The following is a 26552-nucleotide window of genomic DNA, read 5'->3' on the forward strand; positions in this document are numbered from 1 at the left end:
GCTTGAAGACCCCATGTAGACGACATGGTTGATAGGTTCGAGGTGGAAGCGCAGCAATGCGTGGAGCTGACGAATACTAATCGGTCGAGGACTTATCCAAAACGATGTTCGTTCGATTCGCATCCAGTTTTCAGGGAGCAACAAACTCTCTGCATAACACATGCTGATGTAGCTCAGCTGGTAGAGCAACGCATTCGTAATGCGTAGGTCGGGGGTTCGAATCCCTTCATCAGCATTTCATCCGGTTTGGTGGTAATGGCGGAAGGGAACCACGCGTACCCATCCCGAACACGAACGTTAAGCCTTCCAGCGCCGATGGTACTTGGACCGCAGGGTCCCGGGAGAGTAGGACGCCGCCAAGCCGACAAGAACGCCTCGATCGCACCCGCGATCGGGGCGTTTTTTTTTACATCGGCACGCAGTTTCGAGTGTTCCGTATGTTTGTTAGCAAATAGCGGTTTCTTGTTAAGATTTTTGAACAACAATGATCAACCCTTTAACAAACCCTTGCCAACTGGGTGTACTGAAAAGGAATTTGTTCGAAGAAGGAAACAAAGATGTAAAATCTAAGAACAAAATCGGACAGCTAGAAAACCGGATAGGAGGGTCAACGGGATCAAGCGGACGGAATCGGGTTGCAAGAAGCTACTCCCATGGACGCCCGGGTTGTGGTATGGTAATAAGAACGGTTTCAAAAGCGAAAGGGGAAAACGAAAGATGACGAACGCGGAAATCGTCACGTTCGGCGAAACGATGGCGTTAATGATGCCGCAGCACGGCAAAGGAATCGAATTTTCCAAGACGTTCGAAGGATCGTTCGGCGGGGCCGAGAGCAACGTCGCGATCGGCCTTGCCCGGCTCGGCGTACAAGCGGGCTGGTTCGGCCGGCTCGGCAACGATCCGCTGGGACGCATGATTTTGAAAAACATTCGCGGCGAAGGGGTGGACGTGTCCCGCGCGAAGCTCTCCGACGGCGAGCCGACCGGTTTGATGCTGCGCGACATCACCTGGGGCCGTTCGTCGGTGTATTATTACCGGAAGCTGTCTGCAGCCAGCGCGACGACGCCCGAGCACCTTGACGAAGAATATATTAAGCAGGCGCGCATTCTTCATATTACGGGCATCACGCCCGCGCTCAGCGCTTCCTGCCGCGAGACGGTGTTCGCCGCCGTCGACATCGCGAAGAAGCACGGCGTTAAAATCAGCTTTGATCCGAATTTGCGGCTGAAGCTGTGGACGCTCGAGGAGGCGGCGCCCGTACTGCAGCAGCTGGCGGAGCAAGCCGACTATTTCCTGCCAGGATACGACGAGCTGCAGCTGCTGTACGGGACGGACGATACCGATATAATCGTCGCGCGACTGCGCGAGCTGAAGGCGGTGTCGATCGTCAAAGGCGTCGGCAGCGAAACGTGGGTCGTCGAGCCGGATCGAATCGGGCGCATTCCGTTCTTCCCGGTGAAGCAGGTCGTCGACACGGTGGGCGCCGGGGACGGCTTCTGCGCGGGCTTCCTTGCCGGCGTCGCGCGCGGGCAAAGCCTCGACGAAGCGGTCCGTCTCGGCAGCCTCGTCGGCGCGCTCGTCGTCCAGGGAGCCGGCGACTGGGAGAGCCTCCCGCCGCTGTCGATGGTCGAAGCCGAGCTGGGCTTGCGCAAGCATGTCGAACGGTGACCGTTTAATAAGATTCTGTTGATTCGGCTTCCGCCGGCCAATCCGCCGGCGGTTTTTTCCGTTTGCGGAATACGAGGAGCAGCAGCGCGGGCAGCGCGAGCTGGAACGCCATCGCTGCCGGGGTAAACCAACGGTCGTAAGCGAAAAGTTGCATCGCGTTCTGGAACAAGGTCACAGCGCAGACGGCGGCGGCGACGCAGACGATCGCCGTCAGCATCGGGAGGCGCAGCTTCGGCAGGATGCGCGCGACCCCGTTGGCGGCGATGTACAGGCCGAAACTGGTCTTCACCATCATCGCCGGCAGCCAAACGCCGACCATCGGCAGGTCGAGCCGGTCGAGGAAGTCGGTGAGCCGCACCTTCCGAATCATCATGTAGTTCGGGTACAGCGTTCGCACCGGAAGCTCAATGCCCATCGACAGCACGACCGTGATCGTCAGAACCAGCAGCAAAAACCAGCCGAGCATGAACGAGTAGATGGAGTACCGCATCGTCCAGGAACGATAGGTGGCGATCATGAAGATGCCGATCGCTTCACCTGCGTACGAAATTAAATGGGAGCTGCCCTTCCAGACGTCCCGCGGGGAATGCTGAAATACGGGCAGCAGGTTCTCGAACACGAGCGCTGAGCTTAAAAAGATCGGCAAGCAGAGAATCAGTAAGATGAGCATCGGCTGCCAAAGCTGGCTCATGCGGGCGACGACGATTTTGCCGTGCCTCGCTATAGCATAGATGCAAATAGCCAACAGGCTCGTGATGACGGGAATCGGCGTCACCGGCAGCAGGGTAATTTTTACGAAATCGGAAGTGGCGCGGACGTCCCTCAACAGAATGCCGAGAAAAAACAAAGTATAGCCCCCGACCAACAATCGTCCGAACCGGGGGGAGGCGGCGATCAGCCCGTCGAACAAATCCCTCCTCGGAAATCGCGACGCGAGGATGGAATATAACACGATTACCGCCAGCCCATACGCCCCGGAGATCGCAAAACCGATCCAAAAATCGCTTCGCAGGTCGCGAATGACGAGGCTTGGCTTGCTGATCAAGGTCGAATCGAGGACGAACGCGCAGCCGATCAAGAGCACTTGCGATCGGGATAATCGATTGGTCATGGCACGAGCTCCTTTTCCGGAATGCCGACCGGGTACGTAACCGTCCCGGGATGCTGATATTCGAGTCGGGAGTGGAACGATAAATCGGCGCGGCCATACACAGAGCGCCACTCCGGCTTTACCCGCTGCCAATAACGGGGGTAGTGCTGATAAAGAAATTCCCCCAACCCGGCGGGGTCGACGCCGTGCCGCTGCGTTTCGGCGAACGCCTCTCGTACGACGCGCTCGATATGGAGGTTCACCGCCCGCTCGAGCCCCGCGATCGTCTCGGCGGATTCCGAAGCGCGGAAATTCGAATTGTTCTCCATGATTTGAAGCTTTCCTTCGATCACGAAACGGAAGGACGGCGCCGCGCTTCCGGGAGAAGCGGAGATGCGGACGTCGTAGTTGCTCGCTTGGAGAGAAATAAATCCTTCGCCGGACGGCGCCTTCACCGTGATCACCGGAAGCTTGGCTTGGTTCAGGGCCAACAGCATCCCTTGGGCGAGGCTGTCCTTCAGGACCGTCTCCAGTTTGTCGCCCTTAAATAAGGCGACGCCTTTCAACATGGCAATTTTCGGCGCGTCCGGGTTGTCCGCCTGCGTCGCTTTCACCGCGGCCAAGTAAGGCAAATACGGATCGATGCCCTCGGAAAGGATCGCATCGACGAAATCTTCGATCGTGCGGGCACGTTTGTAAGTCATGCCTGCGATTTCGCGCAGCAGCTCGGCCGGCATTTTCTCCAAAGAAGAATCTACCTTGAACAGCTTGTGCGCCTCGCCTTCCGTGACGAACACATACGCCGACATTCGGTTTTGCGGAATGCGTCCCAATATATCCATCACGTCGGAGGTGCCCGCTTTCGCTGCCTCTTCGCCTAGAATCAACACTCGTCGGTGCGAAAAATTCAAGATGCGCGATAGCGAGGCTTGCTGCTCCGCGTTCGCTTCCCTGCCGGTGCGGCCGACGGCCGAGGCGGTATGCCACGGCTTTTGGCCCGACGTACCGCCGCCGCCTCCGCCGGAGCCGGCCCCGCCCATCTGGCCGGGGAGCGGAAATTGAATCGTGATTTGGTACTTATCGTCCTTGCGGTCGACCGCGGTCGCCGAGACAAACACGACGTCGTTGATTTCTCTGCGATCCCAACAGCCCGATAGCGCGGCAAGGAGCGGCAGCAGAGCGATGATCAGCAACTTTCGACGCATGGACTTCCTCCTCGGAGTTGGTCTTAGAAACGGCGGCGGCGACCTTGCTCAGCGACCGTCGGCCTGCGCCGCATCCGGAACCACGGCGCACGCATCAGGATGTCCTTCAGCTCGGCGGGGCGCAGAGGCGCGATGCCGCTCATGTAAGGGACGCCGAACGACGATAAACTGCACAAGTGCGTGGCGATCAGAAGCGTACCGACGATCATGCCGTACAACCCGAACATGCCCGCCAAAATCATGAGCGGGAAGCGGAGCAGACGAATCGCGATGCCGAAGTTGAAGCGAGGCACCGTGAACGAGGCGATGCCGGTCATGGATACGACGATGACCATCGGCGCGGAGACGATGCCGGCCTGCACCGCCGCTTGTCCGATGACGAGGGCGCCGAGAATGGATACCGCTTGGCCGACCGTCTTCGGCAGCCGGATGCCCGCTTCCCGGAGCGCTTCGAACGATACCTCCATGATGAGCGCCTCGATCAGCGCGGGGAACGGGATCGCTTCCCGCGCGGCCGCGATGCTGAGCAGGAGGCTTGTCGGAAGCAAATCGTGATGGAACGTTATCGTCGCCACGTAGATCGCGGGCAGGAACAATGCCAGGAACAATAAAATATAGCGAAGCAGCAGGAGGAAGGTAGAGAACGAATACTTCTCGTAGTAATCCTCCGCCGAATGAAGCATTTGCCAAAACGTGGTCGGGCCGGTCAGCACGAACGGCGAGCCGTCCACGAATACGGCGAACCGTCCCTCCATCAGCTGCCCGGCGACGGTATCGGGCCGCTCCGTGTAAAGCATTTGCGGGAAGATGGAACGGGGGTTGCCTTCGATCAGCTCCTGCACGTATCCGCTTTCCAGCACGGAGTCCAGCCGGACGTTTTGCAGACGCTTTCTCACTTCGGCAATGACGTCTTTGCGCGAGATGCCTTCGTGATACGCGAGCACGACTTTCGTCTGCGATTCGGAGCCAAGGCGGAACGATTCCATTTTCAGCTGCGGGGTTCTCACCTTGTTCCGAACGAGCGCGAGATTGGTGTCGATTCGCTCGATGAAGCCTTCCCGCGGCCCGCGGATCACCGCTTCGGTCGAAGGTTCCTGAATGCTTCGCGCCGAAGTGCTCGGCACCGGGAAGGCGTAGGCGCACGGCGATTCGTCGACGAACAGGAGCACTTGTCCGAGATAGATGGCGTTCAGCGCCTTCTTGTAATCGTCGACGGTCTCCGCGTTCAGCATCCCCTGCACGACGCTTGTCGGCGATTTCGTCATCATCGGCTGGATAAGATGCTCCTCCAGCCGGTTTGCGTCCACGGAGCCCTGCAGATAGGCGATGAGCATCCGTTTGCCGTCTTTGCCTTTCGCTTCCCGGAGAATGACGTCGCTCGCGGGATATGTATCGTTTCGAATTTGTTCCAGCAGCCGGTCCCAAGGCAAGGGAAGCGTCGTTTCGTTCAAAGGCCATCCCTCCTATCGGGCTAGTTTTCCAAGGGGACGCCGAACTCATGCGGAAAAAATGTAAAAATCGGCTCGGTCATTGGAATGTCTCTCCTTTCGGAGTAAGATGGAAATACCGCGCATTGGCGGAAGGTGTACAAGCGAATTGGTTTCCAGCGGGTCGGGATCTTTCGATCGGAGGCGTCCCGGCGGAAAAGAGAGGGTCAACCGGATGGAAGTATGGAAGAGAAATCTAACGGTACTGTGGACAGGAAATTTTTTGATTTCGGTCGGCATGAGCATTATTATTCCGTTCTTGGCCATTTACGTGCTGGAACTGGGCGTGACGGACGTGAAGGAAGCGGCGATCTGGTCGTCGTTCATCTTCGCGATCAATCATGTCATGCTGGCGCTGTTTTCGCCGATGTGGGGAAGGCTCTCCGACAAGTACGGGCAGAAGCGCATCCTCATCGTCTCCGGCATCGGCATGTGCGCGGCGATCGTCGCGATGGGGCTCGTCGGCAGCCCGTGGGGACTGCTCGCGCTGCGCGGCGTGTTCGGCACGATGGGCGGCTTCGGTCCGGCGGCGTCCGCGCTCGTCGCGGTGGAGACGCCGAAGGAGTCGCTAGGCAAATCGCTAGGCTCGCTGCAGACGAGCGGGATCGCGGGGCAGTTGATCGGACCGCTTGCAGGCGGTATCCTCGCTTCGACGATCGGCATGCGGAGCGCATTTTTTATTACCGGGTTTCTCATGGCCGTAACCGTCGCGCTCGTCATCGCGTTCGTGAAGGAGACGACGCCGCGCTCCGCGTTTGCGTGGAAGGACGTCTTCCGCACAGCGGATGCGGGGGCGTCCGGACAGCCGTCGGCCGCGGGCGGGCTCGCGGCGGCGTTCCGCTATCCGTTCGTGCCGCTCATGCTGCTGACGACCATGCTGCTATTCATGAGCACCCAGAGCATCGAGCCGATTATGACGCTGTATGTCCAAAGCGCGATCGAAACGGACCACGTCGAGATCGTCGGAGGGCTCGTGTTCGGGGTGTCCGCGGTGGGCACGCTGCTGACGGCTCCGCTGTTCGGCCGATGGGGCGATCGGAAGGGCTTCGCGGGCATAATCGTCGGATCGCTCGCGCTGCTGGCGATCGTGTACGCGCTGCAGCCGTTCGTGCACCAGACCGGCCCGCTGCTCGCGCTGCGTTTCCTCGCGGGCGTCAGCATCGGCGGGCTGTTCCCGTCGCTCGGCGCGTGCTTGCGGCGGCTGACGCCGAAGGAAGTGCAGGGCAGCGTCTTCGGCGCCAACGCCGGGGCCATGTCCGTCGGCTGCGTGCTCGGCTCGCTGTTCGGCGGCTTCACCGCCCGGTGGTTCGGCTTCGATACAATTTTCAACATCGTCGCCGTCCTGCTCCTGCTGCATGCGGCGCTGCTCGCCGTCGTATGGCGGAAACGTCCGATGAGCGCAAGGTTTTACGAATCGGACGCGGCCCGGCCATCACTATAAACAGATAGCGAACGCGATTCGACCCGTCTCCGACGGGTTTTTTTTCGTTTAATATTAGACTGTCAGTCTAATTTCGCATATAATGGGGGTATGAAAAGGGGGCGGCGCGCATGACGGCGTTCATGAGAGCCTCGACGCAGAAAAAGCGGCGGCGCGTCATCGAGACGGCCATCCGGCTGTTCATGGAGAAAGGCTACGAACAGGCATCCGTGGACGAAATCATCCAAGAAGCGAACATTTCTAAAGGAACGTTCTATCATTACTTTCAAAGCAAAGAAGAGCTGCTCGCCGAATTGACCATAGGTCAGGCGGAAATCATCGAGCACTGGCAGTCGATGTCGCCGGCGCAGGTGCCTTCGCTGGAACGGCATATTAATCGGCTGTTCTTAGACTTGGGGTCTAGTTTGGCGCATATGCCGAAGCTGTTCCGCAGCTTGACGGCGCTCGCCATGAGCAACGATAACGTGAGGAAACGGCAGGCGGAGCAGCTCGGGGCGCTCGAAGCGGCCGTCATGAAATGGCTGCCGGACCGCAGGAAGGCGGAGCTGTTGGTCGCCGTATATTACGGGTCGCTTCACGCCTGGGCGTACCAAGAGGACTCCAGCTTGATCGCGACGCTGCAGTCGAACCTGGCCGCCGCATGGGCGGGGCTCCGGGCGGCGGAGCTGCCGGCGCCGATCGAAATTACCGGAAACGAGAAAGAGGGATACCGAATGAAAGTGGCGATTATCGGAGGAGGGCTCGCGGGTCTGACCGCGGCGGCGTATTTGTCGGAGCATCCATCGATCGAGGGCGTGCTGTTCGAACGGAGCCCGCAGCTCGGCGGGCGCGCGTTCACGTACGAGAAGTCCGGATTTACGCTCAATTACGGCGCGCACGCGGTGTACGGCATCGATCGGCACGAGCTAACGAATCTGGAGCGGGAGCTTGGGCTGTCGTTCGGCAGCAAGCAGGTCGACAAGCGCAAGGTGATGTACGCGAAGGACGGCCGCCTGACGCCGGCGCCGCTCGACGCGATGAACCTGATGAAGACGGATTTGCTGCCGTCGATGCAGAAAGTGCGGTTCGTCGCGGAAATCGCCGCCATTATCGCGAACATCCACAATATGAAAAACTACCGCACGCTAGGCGATTATTTGGCGGAAGCCGAAAGCGGCGAAGATTTGAAAGAGCTGTGGGAGCATCTCGTCTGCTCGAATTTCTTCATCGCGCCGTCGGACGCCCGCAACGTGCCGGGTCATGTCATCGGCGAATATTATCACAACCTGTTCCTTTCCAGTCGTCCGGTCAATTACGTGCTCGGCAGCTGGGCGGTCATCACGAACCAGCTCAGGCACAAAATCGAGGACAGCGGCCGCTGGAGCCTCAAGCTGCAGGAAGCGGTCGACGAGATCCGGTACGAAAACCGGAAATACAAGCTCCGCACGAAGAACGGAGAAGACGAATTCGACCGCGTCGTCTTCGCGATGCCGGTGCAGCAAGTCGTGAAGCTGCTGCGCGGCACGCCGTGGGAACCGTTCCTCGCCGACTTCGAGAAGGCGACGCCGACCGAGGTGATGGTGTACGACATCGGTCTCAACGAGGTGGTGGCGCGGCCGTTCTCGTATATCAGCGACATGAACAAGAAGCTGTTCATCAGCGACGTGTCGGCGACCGATCATACGGTCGTGCCGGAAGGCGGGCAACTGCTGCAGGGCATCGCGTATTTGAGCGATCAGTTCGAGAGCGAGGAGCAGCGCAAACAATATCTCGATCAGAAGACGGCGCAGATGGAAGAAATGTTCGACACGTATTATCCGGGCTGGCGGGAGAAGGTCGCGGTGAAACGGGTATCGAAAAAAGCGATGGTGTCGAGCGTCAAAAATATCGTCACGAACCGGCTTCTGCCGGTGCGCCTCGATTCGGTGCCGTTCTATTTCTGCGGCGACGGCTGCGAAGGCAAAGGCGAGCTGGCAGAACGGGCGTTCTCGAGCGCGAGGGCGGCAGCCCAGCAAATTTTGGCCGAAGCGCGCAAGGAAGAGAGAGTTCTTGTATAACCGTATTCTAACGAAGCCCTGCGCGCCGATCCGGCCGCAGGGCTTCGCCGTTCATGAACGGAGCTGCACGAGCGCCCAATTGCCTGCCCAGACGAGCAAGGCTAAGCCGACGTTGACGCAGCCGAGCACGAACGCGTATTTGCCTTCCCGGCGCTGCTTGGCATGCCGGTACAGCCGGGTATCAACCCACAGCGTGAGCAGGCCGGAGGCCAGCAGCAGCATGACGAGGAAAGGGATATAGCCGAACTCGGACTGTTGCACTTCTTCGAACGCCCCTTTCAATAAGGTTATTTCGCCTTCTGTCCGACCCGGCGCACTTGCAGCGTTGCGGTTACCTGCACGTCCAGGTCCTTGAAGGCTTCCTGCCATCGCTCTTTGGTACGAATGTTTCGATTCCAATAGCCGGGCGCCTTCGCCCGAATATATTCGCCGTAGCCGAAAATGTCCGCCCCTTCCGACTGCAGCTGATGGATGAAGTCTTCGTATTGCTTCGTTATCCGTTCGGACAAATCGTTCTCGATCAGCCGGATCACGTCGAGCGAGGCGACTTTGCCCGCATCGGGTTCGGACAATTCCGATATATTGCCTTCCAGGTACACCTTCACCTGTATCGTCGGCCGACCGTTGCGCATATGCACGTCGGTGGACGCCCTCCGATTCGTGACCCGAAACATCGCGGTTTCCTCCGTGCCGGGAATGCGCACGTAGGAGGAGTAGCCGCCTTGGCCGTTGCCGATGAGCCCCATGTACAGCGCGATCTCCAACGTTTTCGTCACGCCGGCGAGCTTGTCGTTCTTGAAATAGGCGAGACCCGCCAAACGGACGTTGTCCTTATCTTCGATCTGCAGGTAAGGCAAATTCGCCTCCCGGCCTTTGCTGGAGAGCTTGATCCAGAAGCTGCCGATCGGCTCCATCGGATAACGGCCCATCTGCACGGCGTTATCCAGCGTGGCCATCAGGTATAGCGCGGGCACGCGTTCGAGCTGCGGCGCCGCTTTCAAATATTCCGAGGCGTTCTCCTTCGACACGACGAGCCAAGCGAGGCGGCGAATTTCCGGATTGCGGCGCAGATAGTCGTTGATGTTGCTCGTGCCGCGGCGCGCGACGTCTTCGGAAATGACGATTACGCGAAGATGGCCGAAAAACAGCCGGTCCGCCACCTCTTGCTGCAGCGCCTCCACAGCGTCCTCGATCGTATGACCGACCGACTCGAGTACCCAGACCGGCTCTTGGCCGCCGCTCGCGCCGCCGCCGCCGCCGCCTTCTCCGGGGCCGAGCGGAATGCGGCCGGGCACCGCGATTTGCGCCGTCAAGCGAATCAAATGGCCATCCGGCAGCGGCGTGTTGTTGTTCTCTTTTAAAGCGTCCTCTTGAATGTACGATTCGTTCTCGGCTTCGTGGGATTCGGCGATGTCGACCGCGATCGCGAGCACGACGGCGCGTTCTTCGATTTCCAGCCGGTCCCAGCAGCCCGCGAGCGGAACCAGCAGGACCAGCGCCAGAGCCGCGCGGAGCAGTTTCATGCTTCTTTCCCCCTAATGCCGCGAATAGCGGCGACCGCGAGCAGCAGGCCGGGATACACAATCGTCAGCAGCAGCCCGATCCGGCCGACGATTTTAATGATTTCGTACAAATGGAGCACGTTCGACGGCGCCATCGCGATGGCGAAAATGATCGGGAGCAGAAAAAACGTAAACAGCTTATGATCGTGCAGCCGAAACAGCTCTTTCAACCCGTTGACGGCCAAGTAATAGCTCGACATCAGCGTCGTGAACACCGCCGTCACCCAAATGGACAAAAAAGCGGCGTCGAGCCGTTCCAGCACGTTCGCCGGGAGCGCCGTCGTTTTCGCCAGCTCGAGCGTCGGCCACAGCAGGTTTTGGGTCTCCATCGGGCCGAACACGGCGACGACCGCGACGACGGTCAGCAAATAGAGACCGCCGGCGATGGCGATGCCGAAGACGCTCGCGAGCATCGCCTTCCGAGGACGCTGCATATGCGGAATGACCAAGGACATGACGAAGTAGCCTTGGAACAAGGCGGTAATCGTCGAGACGCCGTCGAGAAACCGCGGGCGTTCGTTCCCGAACACGGGCAGCAAATAAAGAATGTTCGAATTTTTGAGCGATAGGACGACGATGACGATCGCCGGAAACAGGACGATCGGCAAATAGAACAAGTGCATGTAGGCGAACGCGTTGATGTCGGCGCGGGCGGACAGCAGCGCGAGCAGCAGCATGACGACGACCGTCACTTCGATCGGCGTATTCTTGAGGACCGACGTGACGACGACGGTGCCGAACTCCCGCGCGGCGAGCGCCGTCAGCACGGAGAAGAAGACGATCAGCGACGCGCTGCCGACGGCCGCGATCCAACGGCCGACGATCAGTTCGCTGAGGCGGACGAACGACACTTGGGGAAAGCGCATGCCGAGCTTCGTGACGAGAAACAATCCCGCGAAAGCGACGAGCATCGCGACGAGGGTTGCCATCGGCGCGCCGGTTTCCGCCGCCCGCACGGCGAACAGAGGCAGCGGAAGGACGCCGACGCCGATGATGGTGCTAATCAGAATCGCGGTCGCCTGAATGGTCGTGATGTCTCTGTACGTCTTCAACTGACTCGACCTCTTTCCGTTGCAAAATGTTGCGGGTTTTCGCGCCCCTCCGATCCATCGTTTTGCGCCCGACCCGGCTTTTCATGCCGGCGCGGAGCATGTCGGGCCGCTCCGACATCCACCACAGCGGCCCGCGTATGAGCAGGTCCTTCATGCCCTGCCAGTTGCCCGGCACGGCGGGCGTCAAGTACGGGACGCCGAACGATTTGAGCGACAGGGCGTGGTTGCCGATCAGGATCAGTCCGACGACGATGCCGTACAAGCCGAACATGCCCGCGAGGAAGATGAGCGGGAAGCGCAGCATGCGCAGCGCGAAGGCCGCGTTGTAGGCCGGCGTAGCGAACGAGCCGATCGTCGTCAGCGCGATGACGACGACGGTGATCGGGCTCGCGAAGCCGGCGGACACGGCCGCTTGGCCGATGACGAGCACGCCGACGATGGAGAGGGCGCCGCCGACCTGCTGCGGCAGGCGGATCGTCGCCTCCCGCAGAATCTCCATTGAAATCTCCATGACAAGCACTTCGACGACGGACGGGAACGGCACGCCCGCGCGTCCGCCGGCGACGGCGATCGCGAATTCCGTCGGGATGAGCTCCGGATTGAAGGAGATGATGGCGACGTACAGCGAAGGCGTGATAAGCGAGAACAGCAGGGCGAGGACGCGCGCGAGGCGGGAGAACGAACCCTGCAGGAAGCGGGAGGCGTAGTCCTCCGACGATTGATAAAACTGTACGAACACGGTCGGCGCGATCAAGGCGAACGGCGAGCCGTCCACCAAAATGACGACGCGGCCTTCGATCATTTGCCCGACCGCCCGGTCCGGCTTCTCCGTGTTCTGAATTTGCGGGAACGGCGACATATGGTTGTCCTCGATGAGCTGCTCCAGAAAGCCGCTGTCGAGAATGCCATCGATGTCGACCGACTTGATGCGCCGCTGCACTTCTTCGACGAGCTCGGGATTGGCGATGCCCTCGAGGTAGCAAACCGCCACCTTCGATTTCGTGATGCGGCCGACCCGCATAATTTTGATGCGCAGGTTCGGGGTCGGCAGCCGGTACCGAAGCAAGCCTAAATTGAAGATGAGCGGCTCGATGAAGCCTTCCCGCGGCCCTTGAATCGTCTGCTCCGTCGGCGGCTGGGACACGGAGCGCTTCGGCACGTTGGGCGAGCCGATGACGAACGCTTGGTCGAGGCCGTCTACGACGACGACGGCTCGGCCCTGCAGAATCGCGTCGACCAGCGTGTAGAGATCGCTTTCGAGCAAGCACTCGCCGTGGATGAGCGCTTCCTCCGCGATCACCTGTTTCAGCTGTTCCTTCTCGACGGGAGCCCCCTGCAGATGCCGCGGACCTTGCATGAGCGGCTGAAGAATGTCGCTGTTAATGATAGCTTGATTGGACAGGTCCGTGAAATAAAACAAGGCGGCGGGCGTCCCGTCGAACACCAAGAACCGGCGGACGACGAAGTCGTCGGTTTCGCTGAGCAAGCTCCGCACGATGCGAACCGTCTCCTCCAGCGCCGGCGGGAGCGGCGCGCCGGCGTATCGATCCATCGATTCGTTCGGCGGCGTGCGGTTGCGGCGGCGCATGGCGAATCCCTCCCGTTCCGATACAAAACTAGATGCCCCGTTTTCTTAGAATTTTCACGAATGCGGGAAATCATGCACGGAGATGGCGGCGGACGGGGTATAATGGACGTATTTCGCAAGCCGGAGAGGAGTGTTTTCATATGTTCGAAGAGGTTCCGGGCGTCGTTTGGTTCGCGGCCGTGCTCATTTTGGGGCTGGTGACGTGGCTCGTCATTTGGGCGACGAACAAAGGGTATTCCAAGCAGTGGGACCAGGATTGATCCTAGACAAAAAAGGATTGACCGCCGGCGCGGCGAGTGATAGAATCATAAAAATTTACCCAAAACCAAGGAAGGGAAGGGATGAAGCCGCAATGGCCATCTATTATAACGAACCGTCGCGCACGTTCAGCGAATATTTGCTCATTCCGAATTTGACCCGGAAAGACTGCACGCCAGCGAACGTCGACCTGAAGACGCCGCTCGTCAAATTCAAGGAAGGAGAGAAGCCGGCATATTCGCTGAATATCCCGTTCTCCTCCGCGGTCATGCAATCGGTGTCGGACGATAAGATGGGCGTCGCCCTCGCGAGAGCCGGCGGCATCTCGTTCATCTTCGGCTCCCAGCCGATCGAAGAGCAAGCCCGCATGGTCCGCAGCGTCAAAACGTACAAAGCGGGCTTCGTCGTCAGCCGCTCGAATTTAACGCCGGACCACACGCTCCAGGACGTCCTCGACCTGAAGAAGCGCAACGGTCACTCCACCTTCGCCATCACCCACGACGGATCGCCGAACGGCAAGCTGCTCGGCATCGTGACGAGCCGCGACTACCGCATCAGCCGCGACGCGCCGAACAAGCCGGTCCGCGACTTCATGACCCCGTTCGAATCGCTCATCGTCGGCCGCTCGGGCATCACGCTGTCCGAAGCGAACGACCTCATTTGGGATCACAAACTCAACTGTCTGCCGATCGTCGACGAAGAGCAGCGCCTCGATTATCTCGTGTTCCGCAAAGACTACGACGCGCACAAAGAGCATCCGTACGAGCTGCTCGACGCGAACAAGAGCTACGTCGTCGGCGCGGGCATTAACAGCAAGGACTACCAAGACCGCGTGCCGGCGCTCGTCGAAGCGGGCGTGGACGTGCTCGTCATCGACTCTTCGGACGGGTACAGCGAGTGGCAGCGGGAAACGATCGAGTACGTGAAAGCGAATTTCGACGTCAAGATCGGCGCGGGCAACGTCGTCGACCGGGAGGGGTTCCTGTATCTCGTCGAGGCGGGCGCCGATTTCGTCAAGGTCGGCATCGGCGGCGGCTCGATCTGCATTACGCGCGAGCAGAAGGGCATCGGCCGCGGGCAAGCGACGGCGGTCATCGAGGTGGCCGAGGCGAGAGATCAATATTACAAGGAAACCGGCATTTACATTCCGATTTGTTCCGACGGCGGCATCGTGCACGATTACCACATTACGCTGGCGCTCGCCATGGGCGCGGACTTCGTCATGATGGGACGCTATTTCGCTCGCTTCGACGAAAGCCCGACGCGCAAAGTGAAAATCGGCGGGACGTTCGTGAAGGAGTTTTGGGGCGAAGGCTCGAACCGGGCGCGCAACTGGCAGCGGTACGACACGGGCGGCAAGCAGGGACTCGTTTTCGAAGAAGGCGTAGATTCCTATGTACCTTACGCGGGCGGCCTGCAGGAAAATCTCGACAAGACGATCGCGAAAATCAAGTCCACGATGTGCAACTGCGGCTCGCTGACGATTGCCGAGCTGCAGAAGAACGCGCGCATTACGCTCGTGTCCGCGACGAGTCTCGTCGAGGGCGGAGCGCATGACGTCATCTTGAAAGATAACAGCGGCTTGTCCGGGGAATAAATGGAATTTTAATATCAAAATGCGAATAAACGTTTGCCTTTTGGGGGCCGATCGGTTAGATTAAAGAGCGTATGGTAAAATTATCCCCCAAAAGGGCAGAGGTGTTTCATGGATCGCAACCGAACGAAATTGAACTGGGTCGTCGCCGGCTTGCTGCTCGGCTTGTTCGTCGGCGCGCTCGATCAGACGATCGTTTCCACCGCCATGCCGACCGTCGTGACGGAGCTCGGCGGCTTCGAGTTTTACGTGTGGGTATTCTCGGCTTATATGATCGCGACGGTCATCGCCACGCCGATTTTCGGCAAGCTGTCCGACATTTACGGGCGGAAGCTGTTTTTCCAGCTCGGACTCGCGATTTTCCTGGTCGGATCGGTGCTGTGCGGCGTCGCCGGCAGCATGACCGAGCTCGTCATTTACCGCGCGGTGCAGGGCATCGGCGGCGGCGCGCTCATGCCGATCGCGTTCGCCGTCATTTTCGACATCTTCCCGCCGGAGAAGCGGGGCAAGATGAACGGCTTGTTCGGCGCCGTCTTCGGTTTGTCGAGCGTGCTCGGCCCGTCGCTCGGCGCTTACATTACCGATTACATCGATTGGCGATGGGTGTTCTACATCAACGTGCCGATCGGCATCGCCGCCATGTTCTTAATCCATTACGGCTATCGCGAAAGTCAGGCGTTCCGCAAGCAGCGCATCGACTGGGCGGGAGCGACGACGCTCGTCGGCGGCATTCTCGCCTTCATGTTCGCGATCGAGCTCGGCGGCGCGGAGACGTTCGCGTGGGGCTCGCCGCAAATCGTCGGCTTATTCGCCGCGTTCGCGATTCTCTTCGCTCTCTTCTTCGCGGTAGAGCGCCGGACGAAAGATCCGATCGTCGAGCTGAAGCTGTTCAAGAACCGGCTGTTCGCTGCGAGCCAGGCGATCAGCTTCTTCTACGGCATCATGATGATGGCCGGCGCCACGTACATCCCGCTGTTCATCCAGGGCGTGTACGGCGAATCCGCGAGCGCGGCGGGCCAGACGCTCACGCCGATGATGCTGGCGGTCGTCGCCAGCAGCGTCGCCGGCGGACCGCTCGTCGGCCGGCTGTCGTACCGCAGCATCATGCTGATGTCGACGGCGATTCTCGCGGTCGCGATGACGCTGCTCGGCACGATGACCGTCGACACGCCCCGCTGGGTCGTGACGATGTACATGGTGCTCGTCGGGCTCGGCATCGGCGTCAATTTCGTCGTGCTGAACATTTCGGCGCTGCACGGCCTGCCAGGGCAGTACAAAGGCGCGGCGATTTCGCTGCTGACGTTCTTCCGGACGATCGGCTCCGCGCTCGGCGTCACCGTGCTCGGCGTCGTGCAGAAGATGGTGTACAACGACCGGATCGCGGAGACGTTCCCGGACCCGGCCGCGGCGGCGCGGTTCGCCGACCCGAAGGCGCTCCTCGTGCCCGACGCGCGGGCGGCGCTGCCGCCGGAGATGCTGGCCGGGGCGACGAAGGCGCTCGCCGACTCGATCTCGTTCTTGTTCCTTGCGTCCATCGCGATCCCGGCGATCGGCCTCGTGTTCGTGCTGATGCTGGGGAACGCGCGAATGGAGCTCTCCAAAGCGGGTCCTCAAGGCGGGGCGGAGGACGGAGCGGCGCCGGCGCCGATCGGCCACTGACGGAGGCGGCGCGGACTAGGAATAGGAGCCCTTACGCTGCCATAGGATTATACAATCCGGCCTCGCCTCAGTCCGATGTCGGTCGGGCGCGGCTAAGGCGCTAAAGGAAAGGATGATGATGTGAACGCAGGGTTTTGGATTCGGTTCGGCGCAAGTTTGTTGGACGGCATCATCGTGAACATTCCGCTGCTCATCGTCGCGCATGCGTTATTCGGGGCGGAGAACCGGGATTGGGTGTCGAATCTCTTGTACACGCTCTACGCATTGATCGTTCCGGTCGTCTGGAGCGGCTACACCGTCGGCAAAAAAATATGCGGCATCCGCATCCGGAAGGTCGACGACGAATCGCCGCCTACGATCGGTACGATGCTTCTTCGCCAAGTGGTCGGCAGCCTGGTGTACGTCGTCACGCTCGGCATCGGTCTCATTATCAGCGCGATCATGGTCGGCGTCCGGGACGACAAACGGGCGATCCACGATTTCATCGCAGGTACGGAAGTCGTCCGCGATTAAAGCCAACGAAAAAGAACCTACCCTTTGCGGGTAGGTTCTTTTTGTTCGCTTGGGCGGGGACGAGCGGTTAGGCGGCGCGTTCCGCGACGGTCCCCGAACGCAGCGCGCCCCACGCGAGCAGCGCGAACACGGCGGCTCCGGTAACGTCGCTCAGCGCGTCGGGCATCTTCGCGACGTCTTTGGCGATCGCGATCGCGATGACGGCGATTATGCCCCACAGCGGCAGCTTCCCCGCGCGGTACAGTCCGACCGCGAACACGATGATGCCGACGAGGTACGAGACGATCAGCAGCAGGAACGGAATGAGGAACGGCCCGCTCTCCCACTTCGTCCACAGCGCGATCATCGCTTCCCGCTGCTCGGGCAAGCCGGCCATCGTGACGACGATGTATTCCAGGAAGGCGACGGCCGAATGCGCCATATTGCCGGCGACGGCGATCGCCGCTCCGACCGCCGCGGCGCCCGCTCCGCGCCCCTCGAGGCGGCGGGCGGCGAAGAAGAAGGCCAGCGCGACGACCACCGAATACGCAAGATCCAAATAGGGGGTCATCATGGCCGCTCCGGGGTTCGCAGCGATCATGTCCAACGTGCCGGCCGCTTGCTCGCCTCCGGGCAGCTCCGGATTTTGGACGACGGCCATGACGAGAAAGAGAAGGGCGATCAGGGCGAACAAGACGCCGCCGACTCCCGAGCCCGCCGTCTTCCGCCGCGCGGCGGCTTCTTCGACGGCAAGTTGCACTGCATGCTTCATACGCGATCCGCTCCTTGAACCTAAAGTGTTGGTTGAGTTCAAGGATGATTGTACGGAACGTCGCGTCCCGCCGTCATGGGACTTCTTCCCGGAGAGCGTCCCGAAGCCGCTCCCGAATCGCTCGGTCCCGGCGCCTCGCGTATTACTTCGCTTTGAAATGGACGACCGCGGTATACAGCATTTTATTATGCAGCGGATGGAACGTCGCTTGATGCTGCACGTTGTGCACGCTCAGCAGCAGCGCTTTATTGATTTCGATCTGCTCATCGATGCGCTTTTCCAGCGTTTTCAGATCGAACGCCTCGACGAACTCTACTTTATCCTCGATTTTGTCCAGCATGAACCCCATAATGCGGTCCCTCCGTTTTCCCGATATTTCTGTATTTCGCTCGAGAATCAGTATACAACAAGCTAAATATTTAAAAAAACGAGTTGATTCATTGCAAAGACCCGCGCCGGATTCGCCCCTATACTTGGTTTACAAGCAACGAGTAAGCGGTTGCAGACTTAAACACCGGAGGGGTAAACAATGAAAAAAGCATGGGTACTATTGCTGCTCGCGGCGATGTTGATCGTGGCGGCGGCTTGCGGCCAGTCGGCCGGCGGCGGTTCGGCGGAGGAGAGCGGGGGCGCGAGCCAAGCGTCGGGAGGCGGCGAAAGCCAGGCGTCCGGCGGCGGGGAAGCGAAGCCGAAGGCGGGCGGCAGCGGGTTCGTCGGCATCTCCATGCCGACGAAATCGTCGGAGCGCTGGGTCAGCGACGGCGAAAGCATGGTGAAGGAATTCGAAGCGCTCGGCTACAAGACGGATCTGCAGTACGCGGAAGACGTCGTCGAAAACCAGGTGGCGCAGCTCGAGAACATGATCACCAAGGGCGTCAATATTTTGGTTATCGCGCCGATCGACGGCGAATCGCTGACGAACGTGCTGGAGCAGGCGAACAAAGCGGGCATCAAGGTCATCTCCTATGACCGGCTGATCAAGAAAACGGAGCATATCAGCTACTACGCGACGTTCGACAACTTCAAGGTCGGCGTGCTCCAAGCGTCGTACATCGAACAAAAGCTCGGCCTCAAAGACGGGAAAGGCCCTTACAACATCGAGCTGTTCGCGGGCTCCCCGGACGACAACAACGCGTACTTCTTCTTCGACGGCGCGATGTCCATTCTTAAGCCGTACATCGACAGCGGCAAGCTCGTGGTGCGCAGCGGCCAGACGTCGATCGAGCAGGTGGCTACGCTTCGATGGGACGGCGCGTTGGCGCAATCCCGGATGGACAATTTGCTGAGCGCGCATTACGCAACGGAACAAGTGCACGCGGTGCTGTCTCCGTACGACGGCATCTCGATCGGCATCATCTCTTCGCTGAAGGGCGTAGGCTACGGCACCGGAAGCCAGTCGATGCCGATCATCACCGGGCAGGACGCGGAGCTCGCGTCGGTGAAGTCGATCATCGCCGGCGAACAGACGCAAACCGTGTTTAAGGATACGCGGGAATTGGCGAAAAAAGCGGTCGCGATGGCGGACGCCGTGCTGAAGGGCCAGGAAGCGGAAGTGAACGACACGACGACGTACGACAACGGCGTGAAGGTCGTTCCGTCCTACCTGCTCGAGCCGGTATCGGTCGACGCGACGAACTATGAGGAAGTATTGGTCGGCAGCGGGTATTACACGAAGGAAGAATTAGGCCGATAATTCGGGGGCGAGAGGGCCGGTGCAGCGACCTTACGTTACGGCGTAAGACGTCGCTGCGCCGCGTTCGTCCATGCGGGAGGTGCGGAAAGCATGACCGACGTCATCCTCGAAATGAGGAACATCACGAAGACGTTCCCCGGCGTCAAAGCGCTCGAGGACGTCAACCTGCGGGTGAGGCAGGGGGAAATCCACGCGCTGATGGGCGAGAACGGGGCGGGAAAGTCGACGCTGATGAAGGTGCTCAGCGGCGTATACCCGCACGGCACGTACGAAGGGGACATTTTGTACAAAGGAAAAACCTGCGAATTCAAAGACATCAAGCAGAGCGAGAGCGAAGGGATCGTCATCATTCATCAGGAACTGGCGCTCATTCCGTATTTGTCGATCGCCGAAAATATTTTCCTCGGCAACGAACAAGCGCGGTTCGGCGTCGTCGACTGGAACGAAACGGTGCGGAAGACGGGGGAGCTGCTCCGCAAGGTCGGCCTGTCCGAATCGCCGAAGACGGTCGTGTCGACGCTCGGGGTAGGCAAACAGCAGCTGGTGGAAATCGCGAAGGCGCTTGCGAAGAAAGTGCAGCTGCTCATCCTCGACGAGCCGACCGCGGCGCTGAACGAAGACGACAGCGCGAATTTGCTTCAGCTGCTGCTCGAGTTCAAACGCCAGGGCATCTCTTCGATCCTGATTTCCCATAAGCTGAACGAAGTCGCCCAAGTCGCCGACGCGATCACGATTTTGCGCGACGGGAAGACGATCGAGACGCTGTATACGAAGGACGGTACGGTGACGGAAGACCGAATTATCAAAGGGATGGTCGGCCGCGATTTAACCCAGCGCTTCCCGGTCCGCACCCCGAACATCGGGGACGTATCGTTCGAAGTGCGCAACTGGACCGTATACCATCCGACGCAGCCGGACCGCAAAGTGATCGACGGCGTCAGCCTCGAGCTGAGACGGGGCGAAATCGTCGGCATCGCGGGCTTGATGGGCTCGGGGCGAACGGAATTCGCCATGAGCGTCTTCGGCAAATCGTACGGCAAACGCATCAGCGGCACGCTGCGCAAGGACGGACGGGAAGTCGCGTTCAACGACGTCAGCGAGGCGATCGAAGGCGGCATCGCGTACGTGACGGAAGATCGCAAACATTACGGCTTGGTGCTGATCGACAATATCAAGCGCAACATTACGCTGCCGAATCTCGGGAAAATCTCGAAGCGGTTCGTCGTCGACGAAAATCGGGAAATCGTCGAGGCCGAAGCGTTCCGCAAGCAAATGAACATCAAAACGCCGAGCATTCTTCAGACGACCGGCCTTCTAAGCGGCGGAAACCAGCAGAAAGTCGTGCTCAGCAAATGGATATTTTCGGAACCGGACGTGCTCATCCTCGACGAACCGACGCGGGGCATCGACGTCGGGGCGAAATACGAAATCTATACGATCATCCAGCGCCTCGCTTCGGAGGGCAAAGCGGTGCTTGTCATCTCATCCGAGCTGCCGGAAATTCTCGGGCTGTGCGATCGCATCTACGTGATGAACGAAGGGAAAATCACCGGCGAAGTTCCGCGCGAGCAGGCGTCGCAGGAGCTGCTTATGAAATATATGACAGGGGCAAGGAGGGACGAGCGTGGGGAAGCTATCGGGGCTGTTTAAAGCCAATATGCGCCAATACGGAATGATCATCGCGCTGTTGTCCATCGTGATCCTATTCCAAATCATCACGGACGGCATTTTGTTGAAGCCGCTGAACATTACGAATCTGATTTTGCAAAACAGCTATATCCTAGTGCTCGCGATCGGGATGGTGCTCGTGATCATCACGGGGCATATCGATTTGTCCGTCGGCTCGGTGGCGGCGTTCGTCGGCGCCGTCTCGGCGATCATGATGGTCGATATGCAGCTGCCGATGCCGCTCGCGTTCGTCCTGTCCCTCTTGATCGGCGGGCTGATCGGGGCATGGCAGGGCTTTTGGGTCGCGTACGTCCGCATTCCGTCGTTCATCGTGACGCTGGCCGGCATGCTGCTGTTCCGGGGACTCACGATGGTCGTGTTGAACGGGCAATCGATTTCGCCGTTTCCCCCCGCATTCCAGAAAATCAGCTCCGGCTTCCTTCCGGATTGGTTCGGGGGCGGGACCGTTCATTTGCTGACGATCGTCATCGGCATTCTCTTGACGCTCGTTCTCTTCTTCGGCGAAGCGCGGAATCGTCGAACGCAGTTGAAATACGGTTTCGACGTGCTGCCCAAGGGGCTGTTCGCGGCGAAGCTGATCGCGATCGCGGCCGCGATCAACATGTTCACGTACGTGCTGGCCACGTATGAAGGCATCCCGAACATTCTAATCATCCTGTTCGTCCTCATCGTGATTTATACGTTCGTCACGAATCGGACCGTGGCCGGCCGCCATATTTACGCGTTGGGCGGCAACGAGAAGGCGGCCGGTTTGTCGGGCGTCAAGACGAAGCGGGTCACCTTCTGGGTTTTCGTGAACATGGGCGTGCTCGCGGCGCTGTCGGGCCTCATATTCGCGGCGCGTCTCAATGCGGCGACGCCGAAGGCGGGCATCAACTTCGAGCTCGACGCGATCGCGGCCGTCTTCATCGGCGGCGCTTCCGCGACGGGCGGCATCGGGACGGTCGTCGGGGCGATCGTCGGCGGTCTCGTGATGGGCGTCATGAACAACGGGATGTCGATCGTCGGCCTCGGCATCGATTGGCAGCAGGGGATTAAGGGGCTGGTGCTCTTGCTCGCCGTCGGATTCGACATTTATAATAAGAACAAATCCGCATAACCCACCCGTTGAAGCAAAGCCGCCCCTCGAGGCGGCTTTACGCGCCTTAGCCCCAAGGAGGATGTTCATGAAAAAGCTGCTCATCGTGTATTCCGTGCTGATCGCCGCATTCGGTTTGTTCTTTTACATCTATTTTTTCCGCGGGGATCAACAGGCTTCGTGGGAAAGCGCTTACGCCGGATCGATGCAGGGCTCTGCGGAAGAACATTACGTGATGGTGACGTTCCTATCGGGCATCGATTATTGGAAGAGCTGTCTGAAGGGATTCGAGGACGCGGCGGAAGCGCTCGGCGTGTCCGTCGAATACCGCGGCGCGACGTCCTATGACGTGCACGAGCAAATCACGGTCATGGAGCAGGTCATCGCAAGGAAGCCGGCGGGCATCGCGCTGACGGCGATGGATCCGGCCGCGCTCGTCGACACGATCAATAAAGCGGTGGACAGCGGCATCCCCGTCGTCCTGTTCGACTCGGGGGCGGAGGGCAGCAAGGCGTATTCGTTCCTCGGCACCGACAATTACAACGCCGGCGCCGCCGCCGCGCGCCAGATGGCGAAGCTGACGGGCGGCGGCGGGCAGGTCGCCGTCGTCACGCTGCCGAATCAGCTGAATCACGAGGAGCGCGTGGCCGGCTTCCGCGCCGCGCTGCGCGCCGAATTTCCGGACATCGACGTGGTTGCGGTCGAGAACGGGAAGGGCGATCAGCTTGCCTCGGAGCAGGTCGCGAGGGAGCTGCTCGAGGAATACCCGAAGCTGCGCGGCATATTCGTCACGGAAGCGAACGGCGGCGTCGGCGTCGGGGCGGCCGTCAAGAAGGCGAACCGGCTGCCGGACGTCAGCATCGTGAGCTTCGATACCGACAAGGGAACGCTCGACATGGTGCGCGACGGCACAATCGCGGCCACGATGGCGCAGGGGACGTGGAACATGGGGTACTGGTCGCTCATGCATTTGTTCCATCTCCATCACGGCTTGGCGCGTCCGGTGCCGAACTGGGAGCAGGCCGACGTGCCGCTGCTGCCGACGTACGTGGACACCGGCGTTTCGGTCGTGACGCGCGACAACGTGGAGCATTATTATGCGAAATAATGCGCGCGGCGCGGCGGCCTGGTTCCGAATCGAGGATTGGCCGATCCGCTACCGCTTGATTACGTTCTTCCTCTTGATCGGTATCATTCCGGCGCTGTGTCTCGGCCTCGTCATCGATTGGGCGGCTTCGCGCATTATCGAACGCCAAGTTACGCACTATACGATGCAGTTTATCGGCAACGTCAACGATTCGTTGGAAGCGTACGCCGACAGTCTTCATAATTTATCTTATTTCGTCTCGTTTCAGCCGGAGGTGCAGCGGTTTCTCGACCGGGATCCGCTGACGGAGGAGGAAGAGTATCAGTTTCGAAAATTTCTGCAGGGCATCACGACGCTGCATACCGAAGTCGCCGGCATGATCGTCGTCGCGTCGGACGGCGCGTATATCAGCAACGAGATGTACGCTCGCACGCAGCGCAGCTTGATCGAGGAAGATTGGTATCGCGAGGCCGTCGCGAACGAGGGCATCTTCTCGATCCTCGGCCATCCGTCCGGTCGGAACATCGCCTCGCACGTTAATTACGGCGACGACGAAGTCGTCTCCGCGGTGCGGGCGATCCTCGATCCGGAGACGCAGCGCGTCAAAGGCGTCGTGCTGATCGACCTGAAGCTGCGGGTGATCGCGGAGACGCTGCAGAACGTCCGCTTCGGCAAGAGCGGCTTCCTGATGATCGTCGACGATCGGGGCGACGAGATTTACATGCCTCCGTCGGCGCTGGCGGGGCGGATCGATCCGGCGTGGTTCGCGGACGGCATGTCGGGCGTCGTATCTCGGACGGTGGAGGGGCGGACGTACCAGCTGATCTATCGCAAATCGCCGTTCACGAACTGGACGACCGTCGGCGTATTTCCGGCGGCGGAAACGGCCGGCGAGGTGCGGGAAATTCGGCTCTATTTGGTGTCCTTCGTGTTTCTGCTTTGTTTGCTCGGCATCGCCGCCTCGTACGTGCTGTCCCACTCCATCTCGCGGCCGATCCTGCAGCTGGCGACGATGATGCGCAGAGCCGAGGACGGCAATTTGTCGGTGCGGTTTCCCGGGGAGCGCCGCGACGAGGTCGGCATGCTCGGCCGCAGCTTCAACAATATGCTGGCGCAGATCGCGCGGCTGATCGAGCTCGTCGGTTTGGAGCAGCGCAAGAAGCGGGAAGCGGAGCTGCGCAGCCTGCAGGCGCAGATCAAACCGCATTTTCTGTACAACACGCTGGACACGATTCAGTGGCTCGGGCGCAAAAGCGGCGCTTCGGACGTAGTGGAGGTCGTCGCTTCGCTGTCCCGGCTGTTCCGCATCGGCTTAAGCCGCGGGAACGAAATGATACCGCTGAAGGACGAAATCGAACACGTGAGGCATTATTTGGTCATTCAGAAAATGCGCTACAAAGATAAACTGGATTACTCGATCGACGTCGAGCCTTCGATCGAGCCGCTGGCCGTCCTGAAGCTCATTCTGCAGCCGATCGTGGAGAACGCCATCTACCACGGGATCAAAGAACGCCGCGGGCCGGGGCGGATTCGCATCTCGGCGAAGCGCGGAGAACGAGGCATCGAGATCTTCGTAGAAGACGACGGCGTCGGGATGCCGGAGGACGCGCTGCGGAAGCTGCGCGGCAAGCTGGCGATCGAACGCGGCGGAGCGGCGGCGGCCGACGGCGAGGGCGAGGGAGGCTACGGGCTGCTGAACGTGCAGGAGCGCATCCGGCTCGGGTACGGCGCACCGTACGGCCTTAGCGTCGACAGCGAACCGGGGCGAGGCACGAAAGTAACGGTGCTGCACCCCGTCTTGGAACAGGAGGAGAGCGAACGATGAGCGGAACGGCGGAAGCTTGGAAAATGATGATCGCGGACGACGAATGGATTATTCGGGACGGGCTGAAGGACGTCATCCCGTGGGAGAAGCTCGGCATCGCGCTCGCCGCGGAAGCGGAGGACGGAGAGCAGGCGCTGGAGCTCGCCATCGAGCAGCGCGTCGACCTGGTGCTCGCCGACATCAATATGCCGATCATGAACGGGCTCGAATTGATTTCGAAGCTGCGATCGGCGCTTCCCGACGCTAAGGTGGTCATTTTGACGGGGCATGACGAATTTTCGTATGCGCAGGAAGCGATACGGCTGCAGGTGGACGATTACTTGCTGAAGCCGGTCCAGCCCGAGCAGCTGTCGCAAGTGCTGGCGAAGCTGACGGAGGAGCTCGAGCGGGAGAGGCGGCAGGAGGCGCATTTGAACGCGGCGTCGAAGCAGATCGAGAAAAACTTGACGCTGCTTCGGGAGCGATTCTGCCTCGAATGGGTGGACGGGACGCTGGCGGAAGAGGAGATCCAGGACCAGCTTACGTTCCTGCAGCTTCCGTCCGTTGCGCCAAGGGCGGTCGGCGTCGCGCGATGGCTCGGGCTCGCGAGAAGCGGGGAATGGATCGGAGAGAAAGATAAACAGCTGCATTTGTACGCCATGGAGAACATCGCTCTGGAACTGCTGGCTCCGCATCGCGCCGTCGCGTTCCGCGAGCGGTCGGGCATGATCGCCTTCCTCGTGTGGGGTAGGCCCGACGACGACGTCCCCGGCCGCATCGAGGCGGCGATCTCGAAGTACCTCAAAGCGTCGAGCGTCGTCTGCTTCGAACGGAACGAACAGGGCTTGGCGGGGGTGTCGAGCAGCTACCAAGCCGCGAAGGCGGCCGTCTACAAGCAGACCCAGCTGTCGCCGCTCGCGAAGAAGGCCAAGGAAATCGTCGAGCAGCGATACGGGGACCCGGAGCTGTCGCTGGAACGCATCGCGGGGGAGCTGAACGTGTCCGCCGTATATTTGAGCCGGCTGTTCAAGCAAGAGGCGGGCATCTCCTTCGTGCACTATGTATCCCAGACCCGCGTGAAGCACGCGATCCGGCTGCTGACGGGCACTGATCTCGCGATGCATGAAATCGCGGAGCGCATCGGCTACGAGTCGCAGCATTATTTCAGTACGGCGTTCAAACGCGCGACAGGCTATTCCCCGATTCAGTACCGGAAAGAAACGCCCAAAGGATAGCCTCACGGGCTGGCTTCCGACCCTCTCTGCGGAGAGGGTTATTTTTGTTTCTCAAAAACTTT

Annotated in this window: 21 protein-coding genes, 1 tRNA gene and 2 rRNA genes; 15 read left to right on the top strand and 9 right to left on the bottom strand. The window is 60.1% G+C overall.

Going from position 1 to position 26552, the window contains the following annotated elements:
• The 4 genes from VE009_RS14340 to VE009_RS14355 all read left to right on the top strand — a co-directional run.
• Window positions 1-100: ribosomal RNA gene (locus VE009_RS14340) — 23S ribosomal RNA — on the top strand; the annotation flags it as partial.
• A gap of 62 nt (window positions 101-162) precedes the next feature.
• Window positions 163-235: transfer RNA gene (locus VE009_RS14345), tRNA-Thr, on the top strand.
• A 10-nt stretch (window positions 236-245) separates the two neighbouring features.
• Window positions 246-362: ribosomal RNA gene (gene rrf, locus VE009_RS14350) — 5S ribosomal RNA — on the top strand.
• Between the two features lie 355 nt (window positions 363-717).
• Entirely contained in the window at window positions 718-1668 is a 951-nt protein-coding gene (locus VE009_RS14355; protein WP_325008717.1) for a sugar kinase, read from the top strand.
• Between the two features lie 4 nt (window positions 1669-1672).
• Here VE009_RS14355 and VE009_RS14360 read toward each other — a convergent pair whose 3' ends face one another.
• From VE009_RS14360 to VE009_RS14370, 3 genes are read right to left on the bottom strand one after another with little or no spacing between them, the layout of a single operon-like run.
• The gene (locus VE009_RS14360) at window positions 1673-2779 is read right to left on the bottom strand and encodes an endospore germination permease (protein ID WP_325008718.1); all 1107 of its coding nucleotides are present in this window, start codon (window positions 2777-2779) and stop codon (window positions 1673-1675) included.
• Window positions 2776-3963, bottom strand: a complete 1188-nt coding sequence (locus VE009_RS14365; RefSeq protein ID WP_325008720.1) for a Ger(x)C family spore germination protein — start codon at window positions 3961-3963, stop codon at window positions 2776-2778. The genes VE009_RS14360 and VE009_RS14365 overlap by 4 nt, the downstream gene beginning before the upstream one ends.
• Before the next feature lie 23 nt (window positions 3964-3986).
• Window positions 3987-5414 (bottom strand): spore germination protein, encoded by a 1428-nt coding sequence (locus VE009_RS14370; protein WP_325008722.1) that lies wholly within the window; start codon window positions 5412-5414, stop codon window positions 3987-3989.
• Between the two features lie 211 nt (window positions 5415-5625).
• On the opposite strand from VE009_RS14370, the gene VE009_RS14375 reads away from it, so the two are divergent.
• Together VE009_RS14375 and VE009_RS14380 are read left to right on the top strand one after the other, a co-directional pair.
• Window positions 5626-6891: an MFS transporter gene (locus VE009_RS14375; protein WP_325008725.1), complete on the top strand. Its 1266-nt coding sequence runs from the start codon at window positions 5626-5628 to the stop codon at window positions 6889-6891.
• A gap of 110 nt (window positions 6892-7001) precedes the next feature.
• Window positions 7002-8927: an FAD-dependent oxidoreductase gene (locus VE009_RS14380; RefSeq protein ID WP_325008726.1), complete on the top strand. Its 1926-nt coding sequence runs from the start codon at window positions 7002-7004 to the stop codon at window positions 8925-8927.
• Window positions 8928-8978: 51 nt separating this feature from the next.
• On the opposite strand, the gene VE009_RS14385 is transcribed toward VE009_RS14380, so the two are convergent.
• The 4 genes from VE009_RS14385 to VE009_RS14400 are packed head-to-tail and all read right to left on the bottom strand — an operon-like array spanning window position 8979 to window position 13129.
• Window positions 8979-9188: a CLC_0170 family protein gene (locus VE009_RS14385; protein ID WP_325008727.1), complete on the bottom strand. Its 210-nt coding sequence runs from the start codon at window positions 9186-9188 to the stop codon at window positions 8979-8981.
• A 26-nt stretch (window positions 9189-9214) separates the two neighbouring features.
• Window positions 9215-10450, bottom strand: a complete 1236-nt coding sequence (locus tag VE009_RS14390) for a Ger(x)C family spore germination protein (RefSeq protein ID WP_325008729.1) — start codon at window positions 10448-10450, stop codon at window positions 9215-9217.
• Window positions 10447-11541: an endospore germination permease gene (locus VE009_RS14395; RefSeq protein WP_325008731.1), complete on the bottom strand. Its 1095-nt coding sequence runs from the start codon at window positions 11539-11541 to the stop codon at window positions 10447-10449. The genes VE009_RS14390 and VE009_RS14395 overlap by 4 nt, the downstream gene beginning before the upstream one ends.
• Window positions 11489-13129, bottom strand: a complete 1641-nt coding sequence (locus VE009_RS14400; RefSeq protein ID WP_414694862.1) for a spore germination protein — start codon at window positions 13127-13129, stop codon at window positions 11489-11491. Before VE009_RS14400 ends, VE009_RS14395 begins: the two co-directional genes overlap by 53 nt.
• A 352-nt stretch (window positions 13130-13481) precedes the next feature.
• Here VE009_RS14400 and VE009_RS14405 point away from each other — a divergent pair, with 352 nt between their 5' ends.
• The 3 genes from VE009_RS14405 (at window position 13482) to VE009_RS14415 (ending at window position 17153) form a co-directional block, all read left to right on the top strand.
• Window positions 13482-14984 (top strand): IMP dehydrogenase, encoded by a 1503-nt coding sequence (locus VE009_RS14405; protein ID WP_325008733.1) that lies wholly within the window; start codon window positions 13482-13484, stop codon window positions 14982-14984.
• A 108-nt stretch (window positions 14985-15092) separates the two neighbouring features.
• Window positions 15093-16640, top strand: coding sequence for an MDR family MFS transporter (locus tag VE009_RS14410; protein WP_325008735.1), 1548 nt, complete (start codon window positions 15093-15095; stop codon window positions 16638-16640).
• A 120-nt stretch (window positions 16641-16760) separates the two neighbouring features.
• The gene (locus tag VE009_RS14415) at window positions 16761-17153 is read left to right on the top strand and encodes an RDD family protein (RefSeq protein WP_325008736.1); all 393 of its coding nucleotides are present in this window, start codon (window positions 16761-16763) and stop codon (window positions 17151-17153) included.
• A gap of 67 nt (window positions 17154-17220) precedes the next feature.
• Here VE009_RS14415 and VE009_RS14420 read toward each other — a convergent pair whose 3' ends face one another.
• Together VE009_RS14420 and VE009_RS14425 are read right to left on the bottom strand one after the other, a co-directional pair.
• Window positions 17221-17904 carry a hypothetical protein gene (locus VE009_RS14420; RefSeq protein WP_325008738.1) on the bottom strand — a complete coding sequence of 228 codons (684 nt, stop codon included), beginning with the start codon at window positions 17902-17904 and terminating at the stop codon, window positions 17221-17223.
• Between the two features lie 142 nt (window positions 17905-18046).
• Entirely contained in the window at window positions 18047-18253 is a 207-nt protein-coding gene (locus VE009_RS14425; protein WP_325008740.1) for a DUF2536 family protein, read from the bottom strand.
• A gap of 180 nt (window positions 18254-18433) precedes the next feature.
• On the opposite strand from VE009_RS14425, the gene chvE reads away from it, so the two are divergent.
• From chvE to VE009_RS14455, 6 genes are all read left to right on the top strand, one after another.
• Window positions 18434-19597 carry a multiple monosaccharide ABC transporter substrate-binding protein gene (chvE, locus tag VE009_RS14430; protein ID WP_325008742.1) on the top strand — a complete coding sequence of 388 codons (1164 nt, stop codon included), beginning with the start codon at window positions 18434-18436 and terminating at the stop codon, window positions 19595-19597.
• Window positions 19598-19687: 90 nt separating this feature from the next.
• Window positions 19688-21247 (top strand): multiple monosaccharide ABC transporter ATP-binding protein, encoded by a 1560-nt coding sequence (mmsA, locus tag VE009_RS14435; RefSeq protein WP_325008744.1) that lies wholly within the window; start codon window positions 19688-19690, stop codon window positions 21245-21247.
• 7 nt (window positions 21248-21254) lie between these two features.
• A complete protein-coding gene (gene mmsB, locus VE009_RS14440) occupies window positions 21255-22385 on the top strand; it encodes a multiple monosaccharide ABC transporter permease (RefSeq protein ID WP_414694864.1) in 1131 nt (376 codons plus the stop codon).
• Window positions 22386-22452: 67 nt separating this feature from the next.
• Entirely contained in the window at window positions 22453-23472 is a 1020-nt protein-coding gene (locus VE009_RS14445) for a substrate-binding domain-containing protein (protein ID WP_325008748.1), read from the top strand.
• The gene (locus VE009_RS14450; RefSeq protein ID WP_325008751.1) at window positions 23462-25276 is read left to right on the top strand and encodes a sensor histidine kinase; all 1815 of its coding nucleotides are present in this window, start codon (window positions 23462-23464) and stop codon (window positions 25274-25276) included. Before VE009_RS14445 ends, VE009_RS14450 begins: the two co-directional genes overlap by 11 nt.
• Complete coding sequence (locus VE009_RS14455; protein ID WP_325008753.1) at window positions 25273-26490, top strand: response regulator transcription factor; 1218 nt, start codon at window positions 25273-25275, stop codon at window positions 26488-26490. The genes VE009_RS14450 and VE009_RS14455 overlap by 4 nt, the downstream gene beginning before the upstream one ends.
• Window positions 26491-26552: the final 62 nt, after the last annotated feature.

Source organism: Paenibacillus sp. (genome assembly GCF_035645195.1).
Classification (GTDB): Bacteria; Bacillota; Bacilli; order Paenibacillales; family YIM-B00363; genus Paenibacillus_AE.

Bases quoted from the DNA above. Each gene is read 5' to 3' on its own strand.
- VE009_RS14355 (WP_325008717.1), top strand. From the start codon at position 718: ATGACGAACGCGGAAATCGTCACGTTCGGCGAAACGATGGCGTTAATG.
- VE009_RS14360 (WP_325008718.1), bottom strand. From the start codon at position 2,779: ATGACCAATCGATTATCCCGATCGCAAGTGCTCTTGATCGGCTGCGCG.
- VE009_RS14365 (WP_325008720.1), bottom strand. From the start codon at position 3,963: ATGCGTCGAAAGTTGCTGATCATCGCTCTGCTGCCGCTCCTTGCCGCG.
- VE009_RS14375 (WP_325008725.1), top strand. From the start codon at position 5,626: ATGGAAGTATGGAAGAGAAATCTAACGGTACTGTGGACAGGAAATTTT.
- VE009_RS14380 (WP_325008726.1), top strand. From the start codon at position 7,002: ATGACGGCGTTCATGAGAGCCTCGACGCAGAAAAAGCGGCGGCGCGTC.
- VE009_RS14390 (WP_325008729.1), bottom strand. From the start codon at position 10,450: ATGAAACTGCTCCGCGCGGCTCTGGCGCTGGTCCTGCTGGTTCCGCTC.
- VE009_RS14400 (WP_414694862.1), bottom strand. From the start codon at position 13,129: ATGCGCCGCCGCAACCGCACGCCGCCGAACGAATCGATGGATCGATAC.
- VE009_RS14405 (WP_325008733.1), top strand. From the start codon at position 13,482: ATGGCCATCTATTATAACGAACCGTCGCGCACGTTCAGCGAATATTTG.
- VE009_RS14410 (WP_325008735.1), top strand. From the start codon at position 15,093: ATGGATCGCAACCGAACGAAATTGAACTGGGTCGTCGCCGGCTTGCTG.
- VE009_RS14420 (WP_325008738.1), bottom strand. From the start codon at position 17,904: ATGAAGCATGCAGTGCAACTTGCCGTCGAAGAAGCCGCCGCGCGGCGG.
- VE009_RS14425 (WP_325008740.1), bottom strand. From the start codon at position 18,253: ATGGGGTTCATGCTGGACAAAATCGAGGATAAAGTAGAGTTCGTCGAG.
- chvE (WP_325008742.1), top strand. From the start codon at position 18,434: ATGAAAAAAGCATGGGTACTATTGCTGCTCGCGGCGATGTTGATCGTG.
- mmsA (WP_325008744.1), top strand. From the start codon at position 19,688: ATGACCGACGTCATCCTCGAAATGAGGAACATCACGAAGACGTTCCCC.
- mmsB (WP_414694864.1), top strand. From the start codon at position 21,255: ATGCGCCAATACGGAATGATCATCGCGCTGTTGTCCATCGTGATCCTA.
- VE009_RS14445 (WP_325008748.1), top strand. From the start codon at position 22,453: ATGAAAAAGCTGCTCATCGTGTATTCCGTGCTGATCGCCGCATTCGGT.
- VE009_RS14450 (WP_325008751.1), top strand. From the start codon at position 23,462: ATGCGAAATAATGCGCGCGGCGCGGCGGCCTGGTTCCGAATCGAGGAT.
- VE009_RS14455 (WP_325008753.1), top strand. From the start codon at position 25,273: ATGAGCGGAACGGCGGAAGCTTGGAAAATGATGATCGCGGACGACGAA.